Source organism: Yinghuangia sp. YIM S10712, from assembly GCF_051388935.1.
GTDB lineage: Bacteria > Actinomycetota > Actinomycetes > Streptomycetales > Streptomycetaceae > Yinghuangia.
Genome location: NZ_JBPKBI010000010.1, coordinates 81,413 through 99,176, shown reverse-complemented (window position 1 = coordinate 99,176; position 17,764 = coordinate 81,413). Strand labels below are relative to the sequence as shown.

The following is a 17,764-nucleotide window of genomic DNA, read 5'->3' as shown; positions in this document are numbered from 1 at the left end:
CCCCCCCCCCCCCCCCCCCCCCCCCGCGCCCGGCGCGGTGACCGTGGACATCGATAGGGTCCTGGTGGTCCTGGCAGACTCCGACAAGCAGGATGCCGCCCCGACGCGGAAGAAGACGTTCGGCCACCACCCGCTGGTCGCGTTCGCCGACCGCGGACCGAGCGGCACGGGTGAACCGGCCATGACGCTGCTGCTGCGGTCGGGCAAGGCAAGAGGTAAGAGCACACCGCCATGCGGTCGGCGGGAAATCCGTACTTCGCTCAGTCAAAGTGGCTAAACGTAATGGACGAAGTGGTCCACGCCCAAGCTGCTCAGCCGACGACGAACAGCATCTGTGGCGCCAGAAATCTCCACCCGCAGGCCCGACGGGGCAGACCGCACGAGGTCAAAGAAGATCATCGCCCCATCGCTGGTGATCAGCGTGACATTGGACAGGTCTATTTCCAGAATCGAAGCGCGGGTTGCGGCCTTCCGGAGTTCGCCCAGGACTCTCGCGGTGTTCCTGTAATCAATCTCCCCACCCAGCCGCACGACAGCCCGGTCCCGGTAGGCCGGTGCTCTGTGGCCCATCCGCCGCTTAAGGACGGACGGCCACCGCGACGGGCGAATCACTGAACCTCTCCGGTGCCAGCGGACCAGTGCGGACTTGGAGGTCGCTGCGGAGGGCGCATCCGCTCCAACGGGTCGTCCGGAATAGGCCCTGCCTCAACGGGATTCCCGATTTTGCACTCGTAATAACAGAAAGGCAAAAAATCCCACTGTATCCAATTGTGTACCGCACTGCCGGGTCCTCCGTAACGCGCGACTTTCGAGCACTACGTCATGTGATGAGTGACGACTTGGGCGTTCCGCGATCCCGGACGCGAAGTTGGGCGGGGAATCGGCGCGGTGCAGCGCCGGTCTACCCCAAACGCCGGGAGATCGAGACGGCGCTCCTGGGCGTCCGGGTCCCGCGCGCGCCCGCACTCCGGCCGGGATCAGCGGGAGGTCTGGCCGCTGCTCGTCGCGTGCCAGGCGCTGCGGATCGCGATGACAGACGCCACGGACGCCGTCACCGGCGCAGACCCAGACTGCACTGGCTTCACCGTCGCACTCATCGACCTGGTCGGCATCATCGACCGCCACGTCCTGGGCCCAGTTCCTGCCGGAACGGCGGACCCGCCCAAAACTGCGCGATCTCCAAATCCAGCGCTCGCGGACCCGCCATCGACGGAAAACGTACAAAGCCACCGTCGCCATGCGCGCTGTGGCTGCGCAATGAGCCCTCGCTCGAAGCGCAGCATGCCCGCACACCGGGGAGTGGCCGCAGGCCGATCCTGCGACTCAGGGTTCCGGAGTCCGCTGTTGACCTGTCTCCTCGTTTCGCGCTGCGCAACGGATGGATGCACGACCATCACCGTCCGTCTCGTGTGCCGCGCTGATCGCGGCGGGAGTCATCCATGCGCATGCGGGCAGCCGTAGAAGCACGGCATCGGCCCGAGGAGAAGAGGAGGGCGAGAACGCGGCCGTGGACGGCTATGGGTTCGACTTGGCTCTGGTGGGCGTGCTGGTCGTGATCAACGCGCTGTTTGCCGGGAGCGAGATCGCGCTGATCTCCCTGCGCGAAAGTCAACTGGAGGGGATCGGGCGTCGCGGTGGACGGGGCGCGGCCCGGCTGGCCGAGCTGGCCAGGAATCCCAACAGGTTCCTCGCCACGATCCAGATCGGCATCACCCTGGCGGGCTTCCTCGCATCGGCGACCGCCGCTGTCTCACTCGCCGAGCCGCTGGCGCCGCTGTTCTCCTTTGCCGGGGGCGCCGCCGAACCGGTGGCGGTGGCGGTGGTGACGCTGGTCCTGACGTTCGTCACCCTGGTGGTCGGTGAACTGGCGCCCAAGCGCCTCGCCATGCAGTTCTCCGAGCGGTGGGCCCTGATGGCCGCGACGCCCCTGCACATCCTGGCGAAGATCTCCCGTCCGGCCGTCTGGGCACTCGGCCACGCCACCGACCTGCTCGTCCGGCTGCTCGGCGGCAACCCCGACAAGCGCGAAGAACCTCCCCCACCCGAAGAACTCCGGGACATGGTGATCAGCCACCACGGCCTGACCGCCCAGCAGCGGGAAATCATCTCCAGCGCCTTGGAGATGCACGAGCGCCCCCTCCGTACCGCGCTCGTCCCCCGCCGCGAGGTGTTCGGTCTTGGGGACGGAATGACTGCTGGTGAGGCACGCGCAGCCTTGGCTGAGGCGGGTCACTCGCGTGCCCCGGTCGTCTCGGCCGGGCACGTGGACGACATTCTCGGTGTGGTCCGCTTGCGGGAGCTGATCACCAGCGACGACGCGACGCCGGTCACCGAGATGGCCCGGCCTGCGCCCCGGCTTCCCGATTTCATGCGACTGTCGGAGGCTCTGCGACATCTCATGGCCGCGCACGAGCAGTTCGCCCTCGTGGTCGACGAACACGGCTCCGTCGAAGGCATCGTCACCCTCGAAGACCTGCTCGAAGAGATCGTCGGAGAGATCTACGACGAGACGGAGCAGGAAACCGCATCCGCGTATACCGAGGCCGACGGAACGATTCGGCTGCCCGGCACCTTCCCCTTGCACGACCTGCGCGACGCCGGCATCAACCTCGGTGACCACCCCCCAGGCACGTACACCACCATCGCCGGCCTGGCCCTCGCTCTGCTCGGCCGTGTCCCGGAACGTCCAGGAGACCGCGTCGAGATCGGAGACTGGCGCATCGAGGTCACCAGCGTCGACCACCACGCCATCACCGCTGTCCGGCTCCACCCGGACTCCCATCGGGACACCGATCGCACCGAGTCGGCACAGCACACGGCCGGCCCCGAAAAGGCCGGTGAGTGAGACGCTGCGAAGGTTCCCGCCGAGGGCATCCAGCGACTCGTGCGCTTACGACATCGGCACTTGAGCCGTGGACTACTTGGCGTAGCACCAGCTTTGTGACGACGATGGCGCGCCGTGCTGCAGCGCAGGGCCTGGACACGTACCCGCCGGGTTGCGGCGGGGCTTGGTTCGACGCCGGTCATGTTCAGGCGCACGCTGCGTTCGTGCGCTGAGTCGGCCTCGTTTGTCGCGGCGGCTGGCGCGACGGTGTCGGCGATGGCCGCGCTCAGTGCCACGGTGGCCATCGCCGTGATTCCGAAGCCCGCCGCTCCCGCCCCGGGATCGAAGCACCGTGCTCCGTGAGGCCGTGTCGACCGGTCGCCGCGGGCAACCCACAGCGCTGCCATCTACATTTCTGTAGATTGTCTCTGCCCGTGCGGACCACCGCCCGGGATCGCCGACGGCGCAACTTCGGGAGAGATGTAGATGGCCCTCCGGGACAGGTTCAAGCAGTCCGCGCAGAACGTGCAGACGCACCTGGCAGCGAAGAAGAACGATGTGACAAACGGTGCGTTCCGCGACGCGAGCATGGCGATGTGTGCGCTGGTCGCGGCAGCCGACGGCTCGATCGGCCAGGCCGAGACGGCGAAGCTGGCGCAGTTGATCGCGTCCAACTCGGTGTTGCAGACCTTCGACAAGGACGACCTGCAGCGCCGCTTCCACGACAACGCGAAGCACCTGTCGACGGACTTCCAAATCGGCAAGGTGCAGGTGCTCCAAGAGGTGGGTAAGGCCAGGAAGAAACCGGCCGAGGCGCGCGCGGTGATCCAGATCGGCATCCTGATCGGTGGCGCGGACGGCAACTTCGACGTCCAGGAGCGGGCCGTCGTCCGTGAGGCGTGCTTCGCTCTGGGAATCCCGCCGACCGAGTTCGACCTCTGACGAGGGCGCAACGGAGAAACATCCAACGCAAGGCACACTTCCACCACGCATATGCGCTGACGCACGCTTCCTTTGCCTGAGGTTTTTCCTTCGATGATGCAAAAGGACGAGGTCACCGCGACGGGCTCCTCGACGGCGGTCCGTGGCTGACATCGTTCCGCCACTGCATCAGCCGGTCCTTACTCCGGCGGATGTGGCGCTGCGACGGCTCGAACAACTGGCCGCCCACAGCGGCTGCCGGCGTTTCCCGGTCGTCGCCGAAAACGGCGTGGAGCCGGGCGACTTGCACATCAAGCGCTGGTCGCGCTCGTCTCGTTGGCGGCGATCGCCGATTTGTTCGTCGACGGTACGCCGGTTCGCCGAGCGATGACACGGCAATCCGTGTCACCAACAGCAAGACTTTCCGGCACACGGGGGGCACCGTCTATACACCGACGGTCCGCCAGTCCGGGAGAGCGCGTTTGGGCGCCGACTGCGGAGAACTCTCCTGAGCGAGGCCGACGGGATTTCCCCGCACGGCGATCGGTGCCTGGCAACATCCGGGTCAATCACCGGTCACTTCAGGGGAGTTCCGAACGCACAGGCACAGGTATCCGACATCTACAATGTTGTAGATTCAAAGGAGTCCGGAGAGGGCTTCGGTCGGCGCGTTTCTGACGCGCGGCGGAGCCGTGTCCGGCAGTGATGACGAACGCCATCGTTCTCAGGGGGCTTGCCGGATGGCCGTGAACCTGTACCGCCAGGTCGATGGTCTTCCTGGCGTCCATCCACCAGAAAGACGGCGGTACGCCAAAACGTTCGGGCGCGTGCACGACACGTACGTCCGCGTCGTCCGCCGGGCCACCGGTACGGAGATGCGCCGCTACGAACCGAAGACACCACGACGCGACCTCCGTCGCCTTCGACCGCCTCTACTGCCGCGGCGGCGAATGCAGCCGCGGCAGTCGGCCAGGGACTGCCGAGGACTATGGCGTCAACGTCTGATCCGCTGTCCCGGCTGCCGTGCCACGGCCATCGCGCGCTTCACGGCGCCGGGTACGGCAGCCTCACAGTCCGACTGACGTGCGGCCGGTTCCCCCGAGGTGTCCGAGATGCCCGCTGCCGAGCCGACGCCGGCCCCCACTGACAGGACAACGACGTGAGGGCTGCGCGGGGCACGAACCCGACCACACGCGGAAGGAGTATCGAAGCCGTGGGCGTCACTCTTGCCAAAGGCGAGAACGTGGTTCTCAAGCAGGACGGGGCCGCGCTGGTGGACGTCGTGGTCGGCCTCGGCTGGCACGCGCGGCTAACCGCCGGTGGTGACGTCGACTTGGACGCGTCCGCCATCGTCTGCAGCCCGGACCTCATGGCCGTTTCCGAGGCGTGGACGTCGGCTGAGCCGCCCATCGTCCTACGTCGATTGGCAACACCCGCACCCGCAGAGTCGAAACCGGAGGTTCTTCATGGGCGTGTCCCTGAACAAGGGCGGCAATGTCTCTTTGAGCAAGGAGGCGCCGGGCCTGACCGCGATCACGGTTGGTCTCGGCTGGGATGTCCGCACCACCACGGGCACGGACTTCGACTTGGACGCTTCGGTGCTGCTGTGCACGGAAGCCGGCCGCGTGCTCTCCGACCGGCGCATCGTCTTCTTCAACAACATTGCCGGCCCGGCGGGTTCGGTCCTCTACGAGCACGAAACGCGAAAGGTGCTGGCCGAGACCCGGCCAGCACCAACTATGTGCGTAGTGAAAGTGTCCGAGGGGGGAGTTGACCGTCATCTCCGGTCTGGCCGGGGGTAACCGACTTTACGTCGGCCCACCGGTCCACTCCGAAGCCCCCTACGGTGCCTCGCAATTACAAGGTAGCGCGCCATGATTCCCAGGGCCACCCCTCGAAAGAGTGGCCCTCCACGCAAATTCGGCGACTACGGGCGGATGTGGATGCGCGTCTCACGGGGCCATCGCTGGCCCCAGCCTCTTCGTTTGCATCTGTGCGAACTGCTCACTCATCGAACGTGCAACCGCCATTCTAATTGATATAGCGCCTGGGTATGGGTGCAAGAGACGTTCTCGCTGCCTTCTGAACCGACCACGGCGTGGCTGAGTGGACCTGTGGGCGTGGACCCAGCGCTCGGCGCGGATGCCCTCCGAAGCGGGCTGGCGTACGTCTGTGAGGCGGAATCAAGTCCATGGACAGATCAGCCGGCGGGGATGCGTGCCTCGTTCTCTCCGAACAGACGGTGACGCAGTCAGCGGCGATGCTGCTGGGTGGTCGTGAACACGACCCGGTGCGCGGAACGGGCTACCGCGGTCACATTGCAGCCCTCCACACGAGGCGATTGTGGCGATGGCTTGGTTCATGGAGCTCATCGGCGCCGCCGCAACTCGACCGGCACGCGTGCGCTTCTCGCTTGTGATCAACTCACGGACGTACGCGACGCCCGTCAGACATGCCAACTCTGGTGTCGTGGCCCGTTCAGAACTCTTTGATCGCGTCTCGGATGTACGACGCCAGCGTCCGGGTGGTGGGGCCGCAGTCCGCCAAGGGGTCAGCGCCGGGACACGTACTGGACCGCCGTCGGCCGATGCTCCTCGGGGCCGACGGTGCGGACCAGGTTACCGGTCTGCTCCCGGTGCTCGTGCACGAGGCGGATCGCCATGGCGCCCTCACCGGTCGCCGAGGCCACCCGTTTGACCGAGCCGCTCCTGACGTCGCCGGCGGCAAAGACCCCGGGGAGGGTTGTCTCCAGCAGCAACGGACCACGGCCGAGCGGGTCCCACCGGGTCGTGTCGGCCGCCGCCTGGGCGTCGGCGCCGGTGAGGACGAAGCCCTTCTCGTCCAAGGCCAGCACGCCCCTGAGCCATTCCGTACGCGGCCGGGCCCCGATGAACACGAACAGCGCTGCGACCCGCAGTTCCCGGCGGTCGCTGCTTGCGTTGTCCTCCACGGTCAGGGACTCCAGCTTCTCTTCCCCGGTGATGCCCCGGACTTCGGTGTGGAGCAGCACCTCGATCTTCGGGTGGCGTTCGACCTGGTCCACCAGGTAGCGCGACATGTCCGCGTTGAGGTCACCACCCCGGACGAGGAGGTAGACCGTGGAGACGTGGTTCGCGAGGAACAGCGCCGCCTGACCGGCGGAGTTCCCGCCGCCGACGACGGCAACCGGATCCCCTTGGCAGAGACTCGCCTCTTGGACGGTCGCGGCGTAGTAGACGCTGACGCCCTCCAGGCGGTCGATGCCGGGCACTTCGAGCCTGCGATAGGACACTCCCGAGGCGAGCACGACGGTGCCGGCCCGAGTCCGGGACCCGTCCGTGAAGGTGACCACATACCCGTCGTCCTGGGGGGTGAGTTCGCTGACCTGGGCCGGCACCATGAGGCGGGCGCCGAACTTGTGGGCCTGAAGCACCGCGCGTTCGATGAGCTCGCCTCCGGAGATCCCTGATGGGAAGCCGAGGTAGTTCTCGATGCGAGACGAGGTGGCGGCCTGGCCTCCGGCGGCCACGGCGTCGACGGCGACCGTGGTGAGGCCGTCGGAGGCGCCGTACACGGCGGCGGCGAGTCCCGCGGGGCCGGCACCGACCACTATCACGTCGCACCGCCCCGCCTCCGGCGAGGGGGCGGGCAGTCCGATGAGCCGGGCGAGTTCGGCGTTGGTCGGATTGCGCAGCACCCGCTCGCCCTTCCAGAGGACCACCGGAGTCTCCTCGGGGCGGATGGCGAACCGGCGCAGCAGCGCCTCCGCCTCCTTGTCCTTCTCCAGGTCCACCCAGCGGTGGGGCAACCGGTTGCGGGCGGCGAACTCACGCAGCCGCACTGTGTCCGGCGAATAGCACGACCCCAGGATCCGGAAGCCGGCGCCCAGCCCGATGAGCAGATACCTGCGGCACAGGTAGGCGCGGAGGATCAGGTCGCCGAGGACGGGGTCGCGGCCGACCAGGGCGCGTTGCCGCTCCACCGGTACGGCCAGGATCTCGCCCGCTTCGCGCACCACGGCGGTGTCGAACGCCGCCTGGCCTTCAAGGAGCCCGAGTTCACCCAGGAATCTGCCGGGTCCGTGGACCGCCACCGTGCGCTCGTCGGGCCCGCCATGGTCGTGGAGGATCTCGACCCTCCCACTGAGGATCACGAGGAACTCCCGGAACGGCTCACCCTCTTGGTACAGCACTTCGCCTTCGGTGGTTCTGCGGCGTTCACCGTGCGCGGCCAGGTCCCGGAGCTGCTCCGGTGTCAGGCGCGGGAAGGCCCCGTATCGGTCCGGTGTCTCGCGGACCGCACCGTTCTCGTGCTCGGCGGTGCTCATCAGACCATGGCCTCGTGGACGTAGCACCAGCGCCAGTCCTCTCCCGGCTGGAAGGACTGCACGATGGGGTGCCCGGCGTCACCCGCGTGTCGCCTGGCGTGCTTGAGGGGCGAGGAGTCGCAGCAGCCGACGTGCCCGCAGCTGAGGCAGAGCCGTAGGTGCACCCACGGGGAGTGCTCTCTGAGGCACTCCTCACAGCCCTGCGGGGTACGCGGTGTCACGGGGCGCACCATCGCCAGGTGAGGGTCGGGAATCGTGGTCATGAGGGGCTCCTTCCGTGGATGGGGCTGCTCGGCCGCGGTCCGCGTTGGGTTCCTCCATCCGGCAGTGCGGTTCCGAGAGGAGGCGCCGACCCGACCATCGTGTTCACCTTCTGCGGTGGTTCACCGGCTCGCCATCGCCTGCTCGACCCACGAGCGCAGGACGTGCGCGGGTGCCGCGCCGGCCTGCCGGGCGACCGTCTCGCCTTTGTCCAGGACGAGCAGGGTCGGCACCGCCTGCACCTCGAAGCGCCGACTGAGCCGTGGGTTCTTGTCGACGTCGACCTTGACGAGCTTGATCTGTCCGGCGAGGTCCCGGGCGACCTGTTCGAGGGCGGGGCTGACCATGCGGCAGGGTCCGCACCAAGTGGCCCAGAGGTCGACGAGGACCGGCTGAGTGGCGTTGTCGGCGACCTCGGCGAAATCGTCGTCGCCCGCGTCGACGATCCAGGGCAGGGGCTGCTTGCAGTGGCCGCATTTGGGGCGCCCTCTGGCGGCCACGGGAATTCGGTTGCCGCGCCCGCAGTTGGGACACGTCACCGTCGTCGTCCGGGTGGTGTTCACGTCGCCCTCGTCTCCCGGGCCCCCTCCTGTTGGTCGTAGGTCACCACGAGCTCTCCGTGCTCGGCGTCGACGCGGACCGTCGCGCCGTCCTGGACGTCGCCGCGCAGCAGGGCGCGTCCGACCAGTGTCTCGACCTCGTGGGAGATGTAGCGCCGCAGCGGCCGGGCCCCGTACACCGGGTCGTAGCCCTGATGGGCGATCAATTCACGGGCGGCGTCGGTGAGTTCGACGGTGATGCGGCGTTCGGCGAGCCGCTGCCGCAGCTCGTCGAACTGCAGTTCCACGATCCGTTCGATCTGCCGCTCGCCGAGCGGCTTGAACAGCACGATGTCGTCGACGCGGTTGAGGAACTCGGGGCGGAAATGCCCGCGCAACTCGCCCATCACCAGGGCGCGGGCGTCCGGCTTGATCTCACCCTCGGCGGTGGCGCCGTCGAGGAGGTGCTCGGAGCCGATGTTCGACGTCATGATGATCACGGTGTTGCGGAAGTCGACGGTGCGGCCCTGGGCATCGGTGATGCGGCCGTCGTCGAGGATCTGCAGCAGGGTGTTGAAGACATCGGTGTGCGCTTTTTCGATCTCGTCGAACAGCACGACCGAGTACGGCTTACGGCGTATGGCCTCGGTGAGCTGACCGCCCTCCTCGTAGCCGACGTATCCGGGCGGGGCTCCCATCAGCCGGCTGACGGTGTGCCGTTCCTGGTACTCGCTCATGTCGAGGCGGACCATGTTCTCCTCGGAGTCGAACAGGGCCCGGGCGAGGGTCTTGGCCAGCTCGGTCTTCCCGACGCCGGTGGGGCCGAGGAAGATGAACGACCCGATGGGCCGGCGGGGGTCACGGATGCCGGAGCGGGCGCGGATGACGGCGTCGGCGACGAGCTTGACGGCCTCGTCCTGGCCGATGACGCGCTCGCGCAGGATCTCGTCCAGGCGCAGGAGCTTCTCGCGTTCGCCTTCCTGGAGGCGGGCGACGGGGATTCCGGTCCAGGCGGCGACGATCTCGGCGATCTCCTCCTCGGTGACGACCTCGCGCAGCAGCCGGTTCTGGCCCTGTTTGGCGGCCAGTTGCTCCTCTTCCGCGGCGAGCCGGCGCTCCAGGTCCTGGAGGCGGCCGTAGCGCAGTTCGGCGGCGCGGTTGAGGTCGTAGGCGCGTTCGGCCTCCTCCGCCTCGTGGCGGACCTGCTCCAGTTCCTGGCGCAGTTCCTGCACGCGGCGGATCGCCTGCCGTTCGGCCTCCCACTGGGCGTGTTTGGCGTCGGCCTCGCCGCGCAGGTCGGCCAGCTCCCTGCGCAGCTCCTCAAGGCGGGCTTCGCTGGCGGGATCGGTCTCCTTGGACAGGGCCGCCTCCTCGATCTCCAGGCGGGTGACGCGGCGGGTGATCTCGTCGAGTTCGGCGGGCATCGAGTCGATCTCGGTGCGCAGCCGGGCGCATGCCTCGTCGACGAGGTCGATGGCCTTGTCGGGCAGGAACCGGTCGGTGATGTAGCGGTGGCTGAGGGTGGCCGCGGACACCAGCGCGGTGTCCTGGATCTTCACGCCGTGGAAGACCTCCAGGCGTTCGCGTAGTCCGCGCAGGATGGAGATGGTGTCCTCCACGTTCGGTTCGTCGATCAGGACCTGCTGGAAGCGGCGTTCGAGGGCGGCGTCCTTCTCGATGTGCTTGCGGTACTCGTCGAGGGTGGTCGCGCCGATCATGTGCAGTTCGCCGCGCGCGAGCATCGGCTTGAGCATGTTGCCCGCGTCCATGGCGCCTTCGGCGGCGCCGGCTCCCACGACGGTGTGCAGTTCGTCGACGAAGAGCAGGATTCGGCCCTGGGCGGCCTTCACCTCGGACAGCACGGCCTTGAGGCGTTCCTCGAACTCACCGCGGTACTTGGCGCCGGCGACCAAGGAGCCCATGTCGAGGGCGAACACGATCTTGTCGCGGAGTCCTTCGGGCACGTCGCCGCGGACGATGCGCTGGGCGAGGCCCTCGACGACGGCGGTCTTGCCGACGCCGGGATCGCCGATGAGGACGGGGTTGTTCTTGGACTTGCGGCTGAGGATCTGGGTGACGCGGCGGATCTCGGCGTCCCGGCCGATGACCGGGTCGAGCCTGCCGCCCCTGGCCTCGGCGACGAGATCGCGGCCGTACTTCTCCAGAGCCTCGTAGGCCACTTCGGGGTTGGCGGAGGTGACGCGCTGGTTGCCGCGGACCTGGGTGAGCGCGTCCAGGAACGAGCCCGTGGTGATGCCGGCCTGTTTGAGCAGTCGTCCGGCGGTGGTTGCAGAGCCCTCCTCGGCCAGGGCGAGCAGGAGGTGCTCCACGGACACGTACTCGTCCTTGAGGCGTTTGGCCTCCCGTTCGGCGGCATCGAGCAGGCGGGCGAGGCGCTGGGTGACGAAGACCTGGCCGGGTGTCGCGCCGGGACCGGTGACCTTCGGGCGGCGGGAGAGTTCCTCGCGTACGGCCGCGCGGAGTCCTTCCGGATCGGTGCCGGCCTGTTGCAGCAACCGCGGGATCAGACCGTCCTGCTGATCGAGAAGTGCGAGCAGCAGGTGTTCCCCGTCGACCTCGGTCTGCCCCATGCGGACCGCCGCGGACTGGGCTTCCTGGAGGGCTTCCTGGGACTTCTGGGTGAGGCGGTTCATGTCCATGGGGGTGGTTCACTCCTCGTACCGCGCCCGCGCAGGGCGGCTTCGAGCAGGCTGATGCGGTCGAGCAGGTCGAGCACCAAGCCGATGGATGCGTAGTTGAGGCAGAGTCCGGAACGCAGCCGCTGAACGCGGGCGAGGACCGCCGGGGCCGTGGGGTCGAACACCAGGTGCCCCGCGGCGTCGCGTTCGGCGTCGACCAGGCCGAGGGCGACGAACCGGCGGATCAGATCGGGGTGGAGCCCCGAGCGTCGGGCCACGGCGTGCAGGGAGAGCTTGGGGACAGGCACAAGCGCGTACCGGGCAGCCGTCGGTGCGGTGACGTGTGCGCCCGGGTGTACCGGACGGTCGCCCGCGCCGGCCCGGACGCTGCCTGCTGTTCCTGCGGGTCGGTCGTTCATGGCGTCCTCCTGGGGTCGAACGAGGAGGTGGCGGCGAGTTCTTCGAACAGTTCGCGCTCCCGGTCGTCGAGGGTGGGCGGCACCGTGACGCGGAGTTCGGCGTACAGGTCGCCGTTCGCGCCACGAGGGTTCGGCATGCCTTCGCCGCGCAGCCGCAGCCGTCGGCCGCTGGACGAGCCCGCGGGCACGGTGACCTTGGCCGTGCCGCCGCTGGGGGTGGGCACCGGCACAGTCGCGCCCAGGGCCGCCTCCCAGGGGGCGACCGGGACGTCGACGTGCACGTCGCGGCCGTCCAGCCGGAACCGGGGGTGGGGCCGGATACGCACCCGCAGGTACAGGTCGCCCGCGGGGGCGTCACCACCGCCCCGGCCGCCCTCGCCCGTCAGCCGGATGCGCTGCCCGTCGGTCACGCCCGGCGGGACGGCGACCTCGTACCGCCGCGGCTGCCCGGTGGGACCGGCGAGCGTGACGGTGCGCCGGCCGCCCCTGTACGCCTCCTCGACGGTGAGGGGCAGTTCGGCCTCCTGATCGGCTCCCGGTACACCCGAGGGGGTGGCGCCTGCCCCGAAGAGCGAGCCGAGCAGGTCCTCGATGTCGACGCCTTCCCCGGCGAAGTCGTCGCCGAAGCCGGTGCCGTACCGGACACGGGGGCCGCCCGCGCCCGCGGTCCCCCGAGCGCGGAAGCCGCCGCCCGCGCCGGCCGCGACCCGTTCGTCGAAGTCCTCGGGGATCTTGCGGAAGTCCTCGCCGAAGCGGTCGTAGCGGGCCCGGGTCTTCGGGTCCGACAGGACGCTGTAGGCCTCGTTGAGGTCCTTGAAGCGCTCCTCCGCCCCCGGGTCCTTGTTGACGTCGGGATGGTGCTTCCGGGCGAGCTTGCGGTACGCCTGCTGGATCTCGTCCTGGTTCGCGGTCCGCGACACGCCCAGCACCTCGTAGAAGTCCTGTGCCATGACCGCTCACTCCCGCTTGGCGACGGTCACGGCGGCGGGCCTGAGCTGCCGTTCGCCGTCCCCGTAGCCCGGGCGCAACACGTCGACGACCGTGCCCGGTTCGGCGTCGGGGGCCTGGACGACGCCGACCACTTCGTGCCGGGCCGGGTCGAAGGCGACACCTGTCTCCACCCGCCGCGGGTAGCCGAGCAGTTCGAGGACGTTCACCGCCTGATCGCGTACGGCGCGGACGCCCTCCACGACCGCGCCCGGTTCGGCGTCGGCATGGGTCAGGGCGAGTTCGAGGTTGTCCAGGACGGGCAGGAAAGCGGCCGCCGTGCGGGACCGCTCAGCCGCCCGTTCCCGCTCCAGTTCCCGCGCGTGGCGTTTGCGCAGGTTGTCGAGGTCGGCGAGCGCGCGCCGCCAGCGGTCCTCCAGTTCCTGTATCGCGGTGGTGGTCTCGTCCTCGGCAGGCGCGGGGCCGGCGGCGTCGGGGCCAGGTTCATCGTTCGCCGCTTCCCGCGGGGGCTGCGGGTCAGGGTGCGGCAAATCCCCGCGAGGAGGACGCGCGGCGCCTTCGGGGTCCGGTTCGACCGGATCCGATGCGGCCCGGTCCGGTTCTTGGGAGTGGCTGCGCATGGCGCACCTCACTCCTTGTCGAACTCGGCGTCGATGACATCGTCGCCGCCACCGGCACTCGTGGTACCGCCCGAGGCGGCGTCCTGGCCGGGACCGTCCGTGGCGGCGCCCTGACGGGTCGCCAACCCGGCGAGCGCCTGCTGGAGTTCGGAGGTCAGGGGCCGCACGCGCTCCACGCCCGCCTCTTCCTTGATCGCCGCCCGCGCGTCGGACACGAGCATCTCGGCGCGTGCCTTCTCGTGCGCGGGTGCCGCGTCGCCCAGTTCGGCGAGGCGCTTTTCGACCTGGTACGCGACAGCGTCGAGTTCGTTGCGGGCGTCGACGGCCTCGCGGAGTGCCTGGTCCTGGCCCTGGTTGCGCTCGGCCTCCTGGACCATGCGTTCGACCTCGCCGCGGTCCAGGTTGGAGCTCTCGCTGATGGTGATGCCCTGTTCCTTGCCGGTGTCCCGGTCGCGGGCCGTGACATTGAGGATGCCGTTGGCGTCGATGTCGAACGTGACCTCGACCTGTGGTTCGCCCCGCGGCGCCGGTCGGATGTCGGTGAGCTGGAACCGGCCGAGCACCCGGTTGTCGGCGGCCCGCTCGCGCTCGCCCTGGAGGACCACCACGTCGACGGCCGGCTGGTTGTCCTCGGCGGTCGAGAAGGTCTCGGTGCGGCGCACCGGGATCGTGGTGTTCCGCTCGATGATCTTCGTCATCACTCCGCCGCGCGTCTCCACGCCCAGCGACAACGGTGTGACATCGAGCAGCAGGACGTCCTTCACCTCGCCCTTGAGCACCCCGGCCTGGATCGCGGCACCCAGGGCCACGACCTCGTCGGGGTTGACGCTCATGTTGGGTTCCTTGCCGCCGGTCAACCGACGGACCAGGGCCTGGACCGCCGGGATACGCGTGGAGCCACCCACGAGGATGACCTCGTCGATGTCGCTCTCACCGACCTTGGCGTCGGCCATCGCCTGCTGGACCGGGCCCAGGCAGCGCTCCACCAGGTCGCTGGTGATCTGCTCGAACGTGGACCGCATGACCGAGTCGGTGAGGTGCTTGGGGCCCGAAGCGTCCGCGGTGACGAACGGCAGGCTGACCTGCGTCTGCGTCACCGAACTGAGCTCCGTCTTGGCCTTCTCCGCCGCCTCGAACAGCCGCTGCAGCGCCTGCGGGTCCTTACGCAGGTCGATGCCGTTCTCCTTCTGGAAGTCATCCGCGAGGTAATCCACCAGACGCCGGTCGAAGTCGTCGCCGCCCAGGTGGCTGTCGCCGGCGGTGGAGCGCACCTCCACCACGCCGTCGCCGACGTCGAGGATGCTCACGTCGAAGGTGCCGCCGCCCAGGTCGAAGACGAGGACGGTCTCGTGCTGCTTCTTGTCCATGCCGTACGCGAGGGCGGCCGCCGTCGGCTCGTTGATGATCCGCAGCACCTCCAGGCCCGCGATCCGTCCGGCGTCCTTGGTGGCGGTGCGCTGGGCGTCGTTGAAGTAGGCGGGCACCGTGATGACCGCCTCCGTGACCCGTTCCCCCAGTTGCTTGCCGGCGTCGTCGGCGAGTTTGCGCAGCACCTGAGCGCTGATCTCCTCAGGCGCGTACAGCTTGTCGCGCACCTTGAAGCGGGCCGCCCCGCCATCGCCCTCGACGACGTCGTACGCCACCGCTTTGGCCTCGTCGGAGATCTCGTCGAAATGCCGGCCGACGAACCGCTTGGCCGAGTAGATGGTGCCCTTCGGGTTGAGAATCGCCTGGCGCCGGGCCAGCTGGCCCACCAGGCGCTCGCCGGTTTCGGTGAAGGCCACCACGGACGGCGTCGTGCGGTTGCCCTCGCTGTTGGGCACGACGGACGGCTCGCCGCCCTCCCACACGGCGATCACCGAGTTGGTGGTGCCCAAGTCGATACCCACTGCCTTGGCCATGGGGAACTTCTCCCTCCCGGCGCGGGCGGCCGCGCCGACTCTCCGGGTATTGGGTGGAACCTCCGCCGGGGGCTGCAGCGCGCCGCGGCGAGCGCTTCGCAGGGACGTGCGGCAACATGCCCGACAGCGCACGGACGGCCGCTCCGAAGCTCAGCCCGCCAAGGGCGGAGACGATGGGCTGAGCCGGTTCACGAGGTCCCACACCCCGCTGGTCGGGACACCACGACCACGACGCGCACCGCCCACCGTGGACGTGAAGCGCAGCCCCGAAGTCACCCGTGGAGTGGCAGCCAACGGCGCGTTCGGCGTCGTGAGCGCGTTCTGCGGCGGCGACCGGACCCGCAATGCCGCTCGGTCACCAGCCAGCCCTGCCTGCCCGCGCGCACGAAGGGTTTCGAACACGTTCCAGGATTACGAGCCCAGTGGCTACACGCCTGCCCCTGGCGGGTCGGAAATGCACGTGCCCGCTCGTCCCACGAGTATGAGAGGAAGCATCCGAACGTCTCGGACAACCCGGCCCGGAGCGGGCCCCCGGAACGCCGCTCGCCCTTTCGAAGCCCGGAGAGAACGGAGTGATCCCATGGCCGTCGGCAGGGTGCACACCCTGTACCGCCACCGCTCCGACGGGGAGGGCGGCCTTCCCCTGGGTTGCGGCGAGCGGCACGCCACGGCCACGCGGAGAGGGCGCCGCCCACCTGCTCCAACCTCGGCCGACCGTGCCCTCCACGAACTGACGGCGCTCTCCCGCGCCCTGTTCGACGCCCGGGACGAAGGCGAGATCCTGCGCCTGGCCATGGACCGCACAGCCGCCGTCGGGCCATACAGCGCCGAAGCCGGATACCTGAGGGTGGACGGCGATCTGGTCCCCAGTCCGAGGGCCGGGCAGATCCACACCCCGGCCGTCGACCGGACGGTGCGGGAGCTGGCCGGGCAGGACGGCCCTGTGGCCCTACCCGGCAGGCTCTGGAGCCGAGCTCTGGGGCTGCGCGGCCCCGAGGGACTCCACGGCTACCTCGTGGTGACGTCCCACTCCCGGCCCACCGAGGCCGAGCGATCCCTGCTGGCCACGCTCGTCCGGCACACCGCCGCCGCTCTGTCGGTCGCCTACGCCCACCGCCGCCGACACGAGGACGCGCTGGAGCTGCACCGGCTCAAGGAGGAACGCACAGCCCTCCAGCAGCGGCTGGTCTCCGTCGTCGCCGAGCTGGGGTACCAGCAGGCCGTCCATGCGCTCATGACCGACGCGGCCGCCTCGGGCGGCGGCGCGGAGGCCGTCACCCGCGCACTGCACGGACTCACCGGACTCCCCGCGCTGGTCGAGGACCGCTTCGGCCGGCTGAGAGCCTGGAGCGGCCCCGACCGCCCCGACCCCTACCCGGAACCGGACCGCGTGCGCCAGGACGAAATGCTGCACGCCGCCGCCCGGGAGATCGGACCCGTGCGGATCAAGGACCGGCTGATCACCCTGGTCCGCCCGCACGGCGAGATCCTGGGCGTACTGGCCCTGGTCGATACCGAGGGCGAGGCCGACGAACACACCGTGCTTGCGCTGGAAAACGCCGCCAGGTCACTCGCCTGGGAGCTGGCGCACCTGCGCAATCTGGCCGAAGTTGAGCTGAGGCTGCGGCGGGAGCTGGTCGACGACCTCCTGGCAGGGGCAGATGAGGAGAGCGCCTACGCCCGGTCCGAGGCCGTGGGACACGACCTGCGCCGCAGCCACTACGTCGTCGTGGCGCAGTGGTCGAACCGGGCTTCGGATGATTCCTTCGCGCAGACCGTGGACCGGGCGGCCTCCGCCGTGGGCATGCGCTCCCTGCTGACCCGGCGATCCGACCACGTGGTCCTCGTCGCCGACGACAGGCCGCACGCCCGCGCGCTGTACGAGGCTCTCGCCCGGGAGACCGGGACACCGTCCGGGGCGATCGGGGTGAGCGGCCCGTGCGACTCCCCGGACGACATCCCCCACCGCTACCAGGAGGCGCAGCGCGCCCTGGAGGTGCGCCGCCACTCCCGCGAGCGCTACGGCACGACGTTCTACGACGAGTTGGGCCTGTACCGCATCCTGGGACCCGGCAACGATCGCCGGGAACTGGAGACGTTCGTGCGCGAGTGGCTCGGGCAGCTCATCGACTACGACTCCCGACACCACACGGCCATGGTGGCGACCCTGGCCCGGTACTTCGACTGCGGCGGCAACTACGACGAGACCGCCGAATCCCTCGCGATCCACCGCAGCACGCTCCGCTACCGCCTCCAGCGCATCCGCGACATCAGCGGCAACGACCTCGCGAACGTCGAGGACCGGCTCAACCTCCAGGTGGCCACCCGAGTGTGGAAGATCGTGTTGAACGGACGCAGCTGACACCCCGCAGGACGGCGCGGCGGG

12 protein-coding genes and 3 pseudogenes are annotated in these 17,764 nt (G+C 69.2%); 6 read left to right on the top strand and 9 right to left on the bottom strand.

Annotated elements, in window-relative coordinates:
- Window positions 1-211 (top strand): annotated as a pseudogene (locus tag ACRX5W_RS20555) (hypothetical protein); the annotation flags it as partial.
- Between the two features lie 62 nt (window positions 212-273).
- On the opposite strand, the gene ACRX5W_RS20550 reads toward ACRX5W_RS20555, so the two are convergent.
- Window positions 274-570, bottom strand: coding sequence for an STAS domain-containing protein (locus tag ACRX5W_RS20550; protein ID WP_436789690.1), 297 nt, complete (start codon window positions 568-570; stop codon window positions 274-276).
- Window positions 571-1,507: 937 nt separating this feature from the next.
- Between ACRX5W_RS20550 and ACRX5W_RS20545 the strand changes: the two genes are divergently transcribed.
- The 4 genes and pseudogenes from ACRX5W_RS20545 to ACRX5W_RS20530 all read left to right on the top strand — a co-directional run.
- Window positions 1,508-2,845: a hemolysin family protein gene (locus ACRX5W_RS20545; RefSeq protein ID WP_436789689.1), complete on the top strand. Its 1,338-nt coding sequence runs from the start codon at window positions 1,508-1,510 to the stop codon at window positions 2,843-2,845.
- A 465-nt stretch (window positions 2,846-3,310) separates the two neighbouring features.
- Window positions 3,311-3,766: a tellurite resistance TerB family protein gene (locus ACRX5W_RS20540; protein WP_436789688.1), complete on the top strand. Its 456-nt coding sequence runs from the start codon at window positions 3,311-3,313 to the stop codon at window positions 3,764-3,766.
- A 1,138-nt stretch (window positions 3,767-4,904) separates the two neighbouring features.
- A pseudogene (locus ACRX5W_RS20535) lies at window positions 4,905-5,102 on the top strand (TerD family protein); the annotation flags it as partial.
- A gap of 109 nt (window positions 5,103-5,211) precedes the next feature.
- Window positions 5,212-5,430, top strand: a pseudogene (locus ACRX5W_RS20530) (TerD family protein); the annotation flags it as partial.
- Window positions 5,431-6,296: 866 nt separating this feature from the next.
- Here ACRX5W_RS20530 and ACRX5W_RS20525 read toward each other — a convergent pair.
- From ACRX5W_RS20525 to dnaK, 8 genes are all read right to left on the bottom strand, one after another.
- Window positions 6,297-8,051: an FAD-dependent oxidoreductase gene (locus tag ACRX5W_RS20525; RefSeq protein ID WP_436789687.1), complete on the bottom strand. Its 1,755-nt coding sequence runs from the start codon at window positions 8,049-8,051 to the stop codon at window positions 6,297-6,299.
- A complete protein-coding gene (locus ACRX5W_RS20520; RefSeq protein WP_436789686.1) occupies window positions 8,051-8,314 on the bottom strand; it encodes a UBP-type zinc finger domain-containing protein in 264 nt (87 codons plus the stop codon). The genes ACRX5W_RS20525 and ACRX5W_RS20520 overlap by 1 nt, the downstream gene beginning before the upstream one ends.
- 120 nt (window positions 8,315-8,434) lie before the next feature.
- Window positions 8,435-8,875: a thioredoxin gene (trxA, locus tag ACRX5W_RS20515; protein ID WP_436789685.1), complete on the bottom strand. Its 441-nt coding sequence runs from the start codon at window positions 8,873-8,875 to the stop codon at window positions 8,435-8,437.
- Complete coding sequence (clpB, locus tag ACRX5W_RS20510; RefSeq protein WP_436789684.1) at window positions 8,872-11,511, bottom strand: ATP-dependent chaperone ClpB; 2,640 nt, start codon at window positions 11,509-11,511, stop codon at window positions 8,872-8,874. The genes trxA and clpB overlap by 4 nt, the downstream gene beginning before the upstream one ends.
- Window positions 11,502-11,909 (bottom strand): chaperone modulator CbpM, encoded by a 408-nt coding sequence (locus ACRX5W_RS20505; protein ID WP_436789683.1) that lies wholly within the window; start codon window positions 11,907-11,909, stop codon window positions 11,502-11,504. Before ACRX5W_RS20505 ends, clpB begins: the two co-directional genes overlap by 10 nt.
- Entirely contained in the window at window positions 11,906-12,859 is a 954-nt protein-coding gene (locus ACRX5W_RS20500; RefSeq protein WP_436789682.1) for a DnaJ C-terminal domain-containing protein, read from the bottom strand. The genes ACRX5W_RS20505 and ACRX5W_RS20500 overlap by 4 nt, the downstream gene beginning before the upstream one ends.
- Window positions 12,860-12,865: 6 nt before the next feature.
- Entirely contained in the window at window positions 12,866-13,477 is a 612-nt protein-coding gene (locus tag ACRX5W_RS20495) for a nucleotide exchange factor GrpE (RefSeq protein ID WP_436789681.1), read from the bottom strand.
- A gap of 8 nt (window positions 13,478-13,485) precedes the next feature.
- The gene (gene dnaK / locus ACRX5W_RS20490; RefSeq protein WP_436789680.1) at window positions 13,486-15,378 is read right to left on the bottom strand and encodes a molecular chaperone DnaK; all 1,893 of its coding nucleotides are present in this window, start codon (window positions 15,376-15,378) and stop codon (window positions 13,486-13,488) included.
- Between the two features lie 580 nt (window positions 15,379-15,958).
- On the opposite strand from dnaK, the gene ACRX5W_RS20485 reads away from it, so the two are divergent.
- A complete protein-coding gene (locus ACRX5W_RS20485; protein ID WP_436789679.1) occupies window positions 15,959-17,740 on the top strand; it encodes a PucR family transcriptional regulator in 1,782 nt (593 codons plus the stop codon).
- Window positions 17,741-17,764 lie beyond the last annotated feature (24 nt).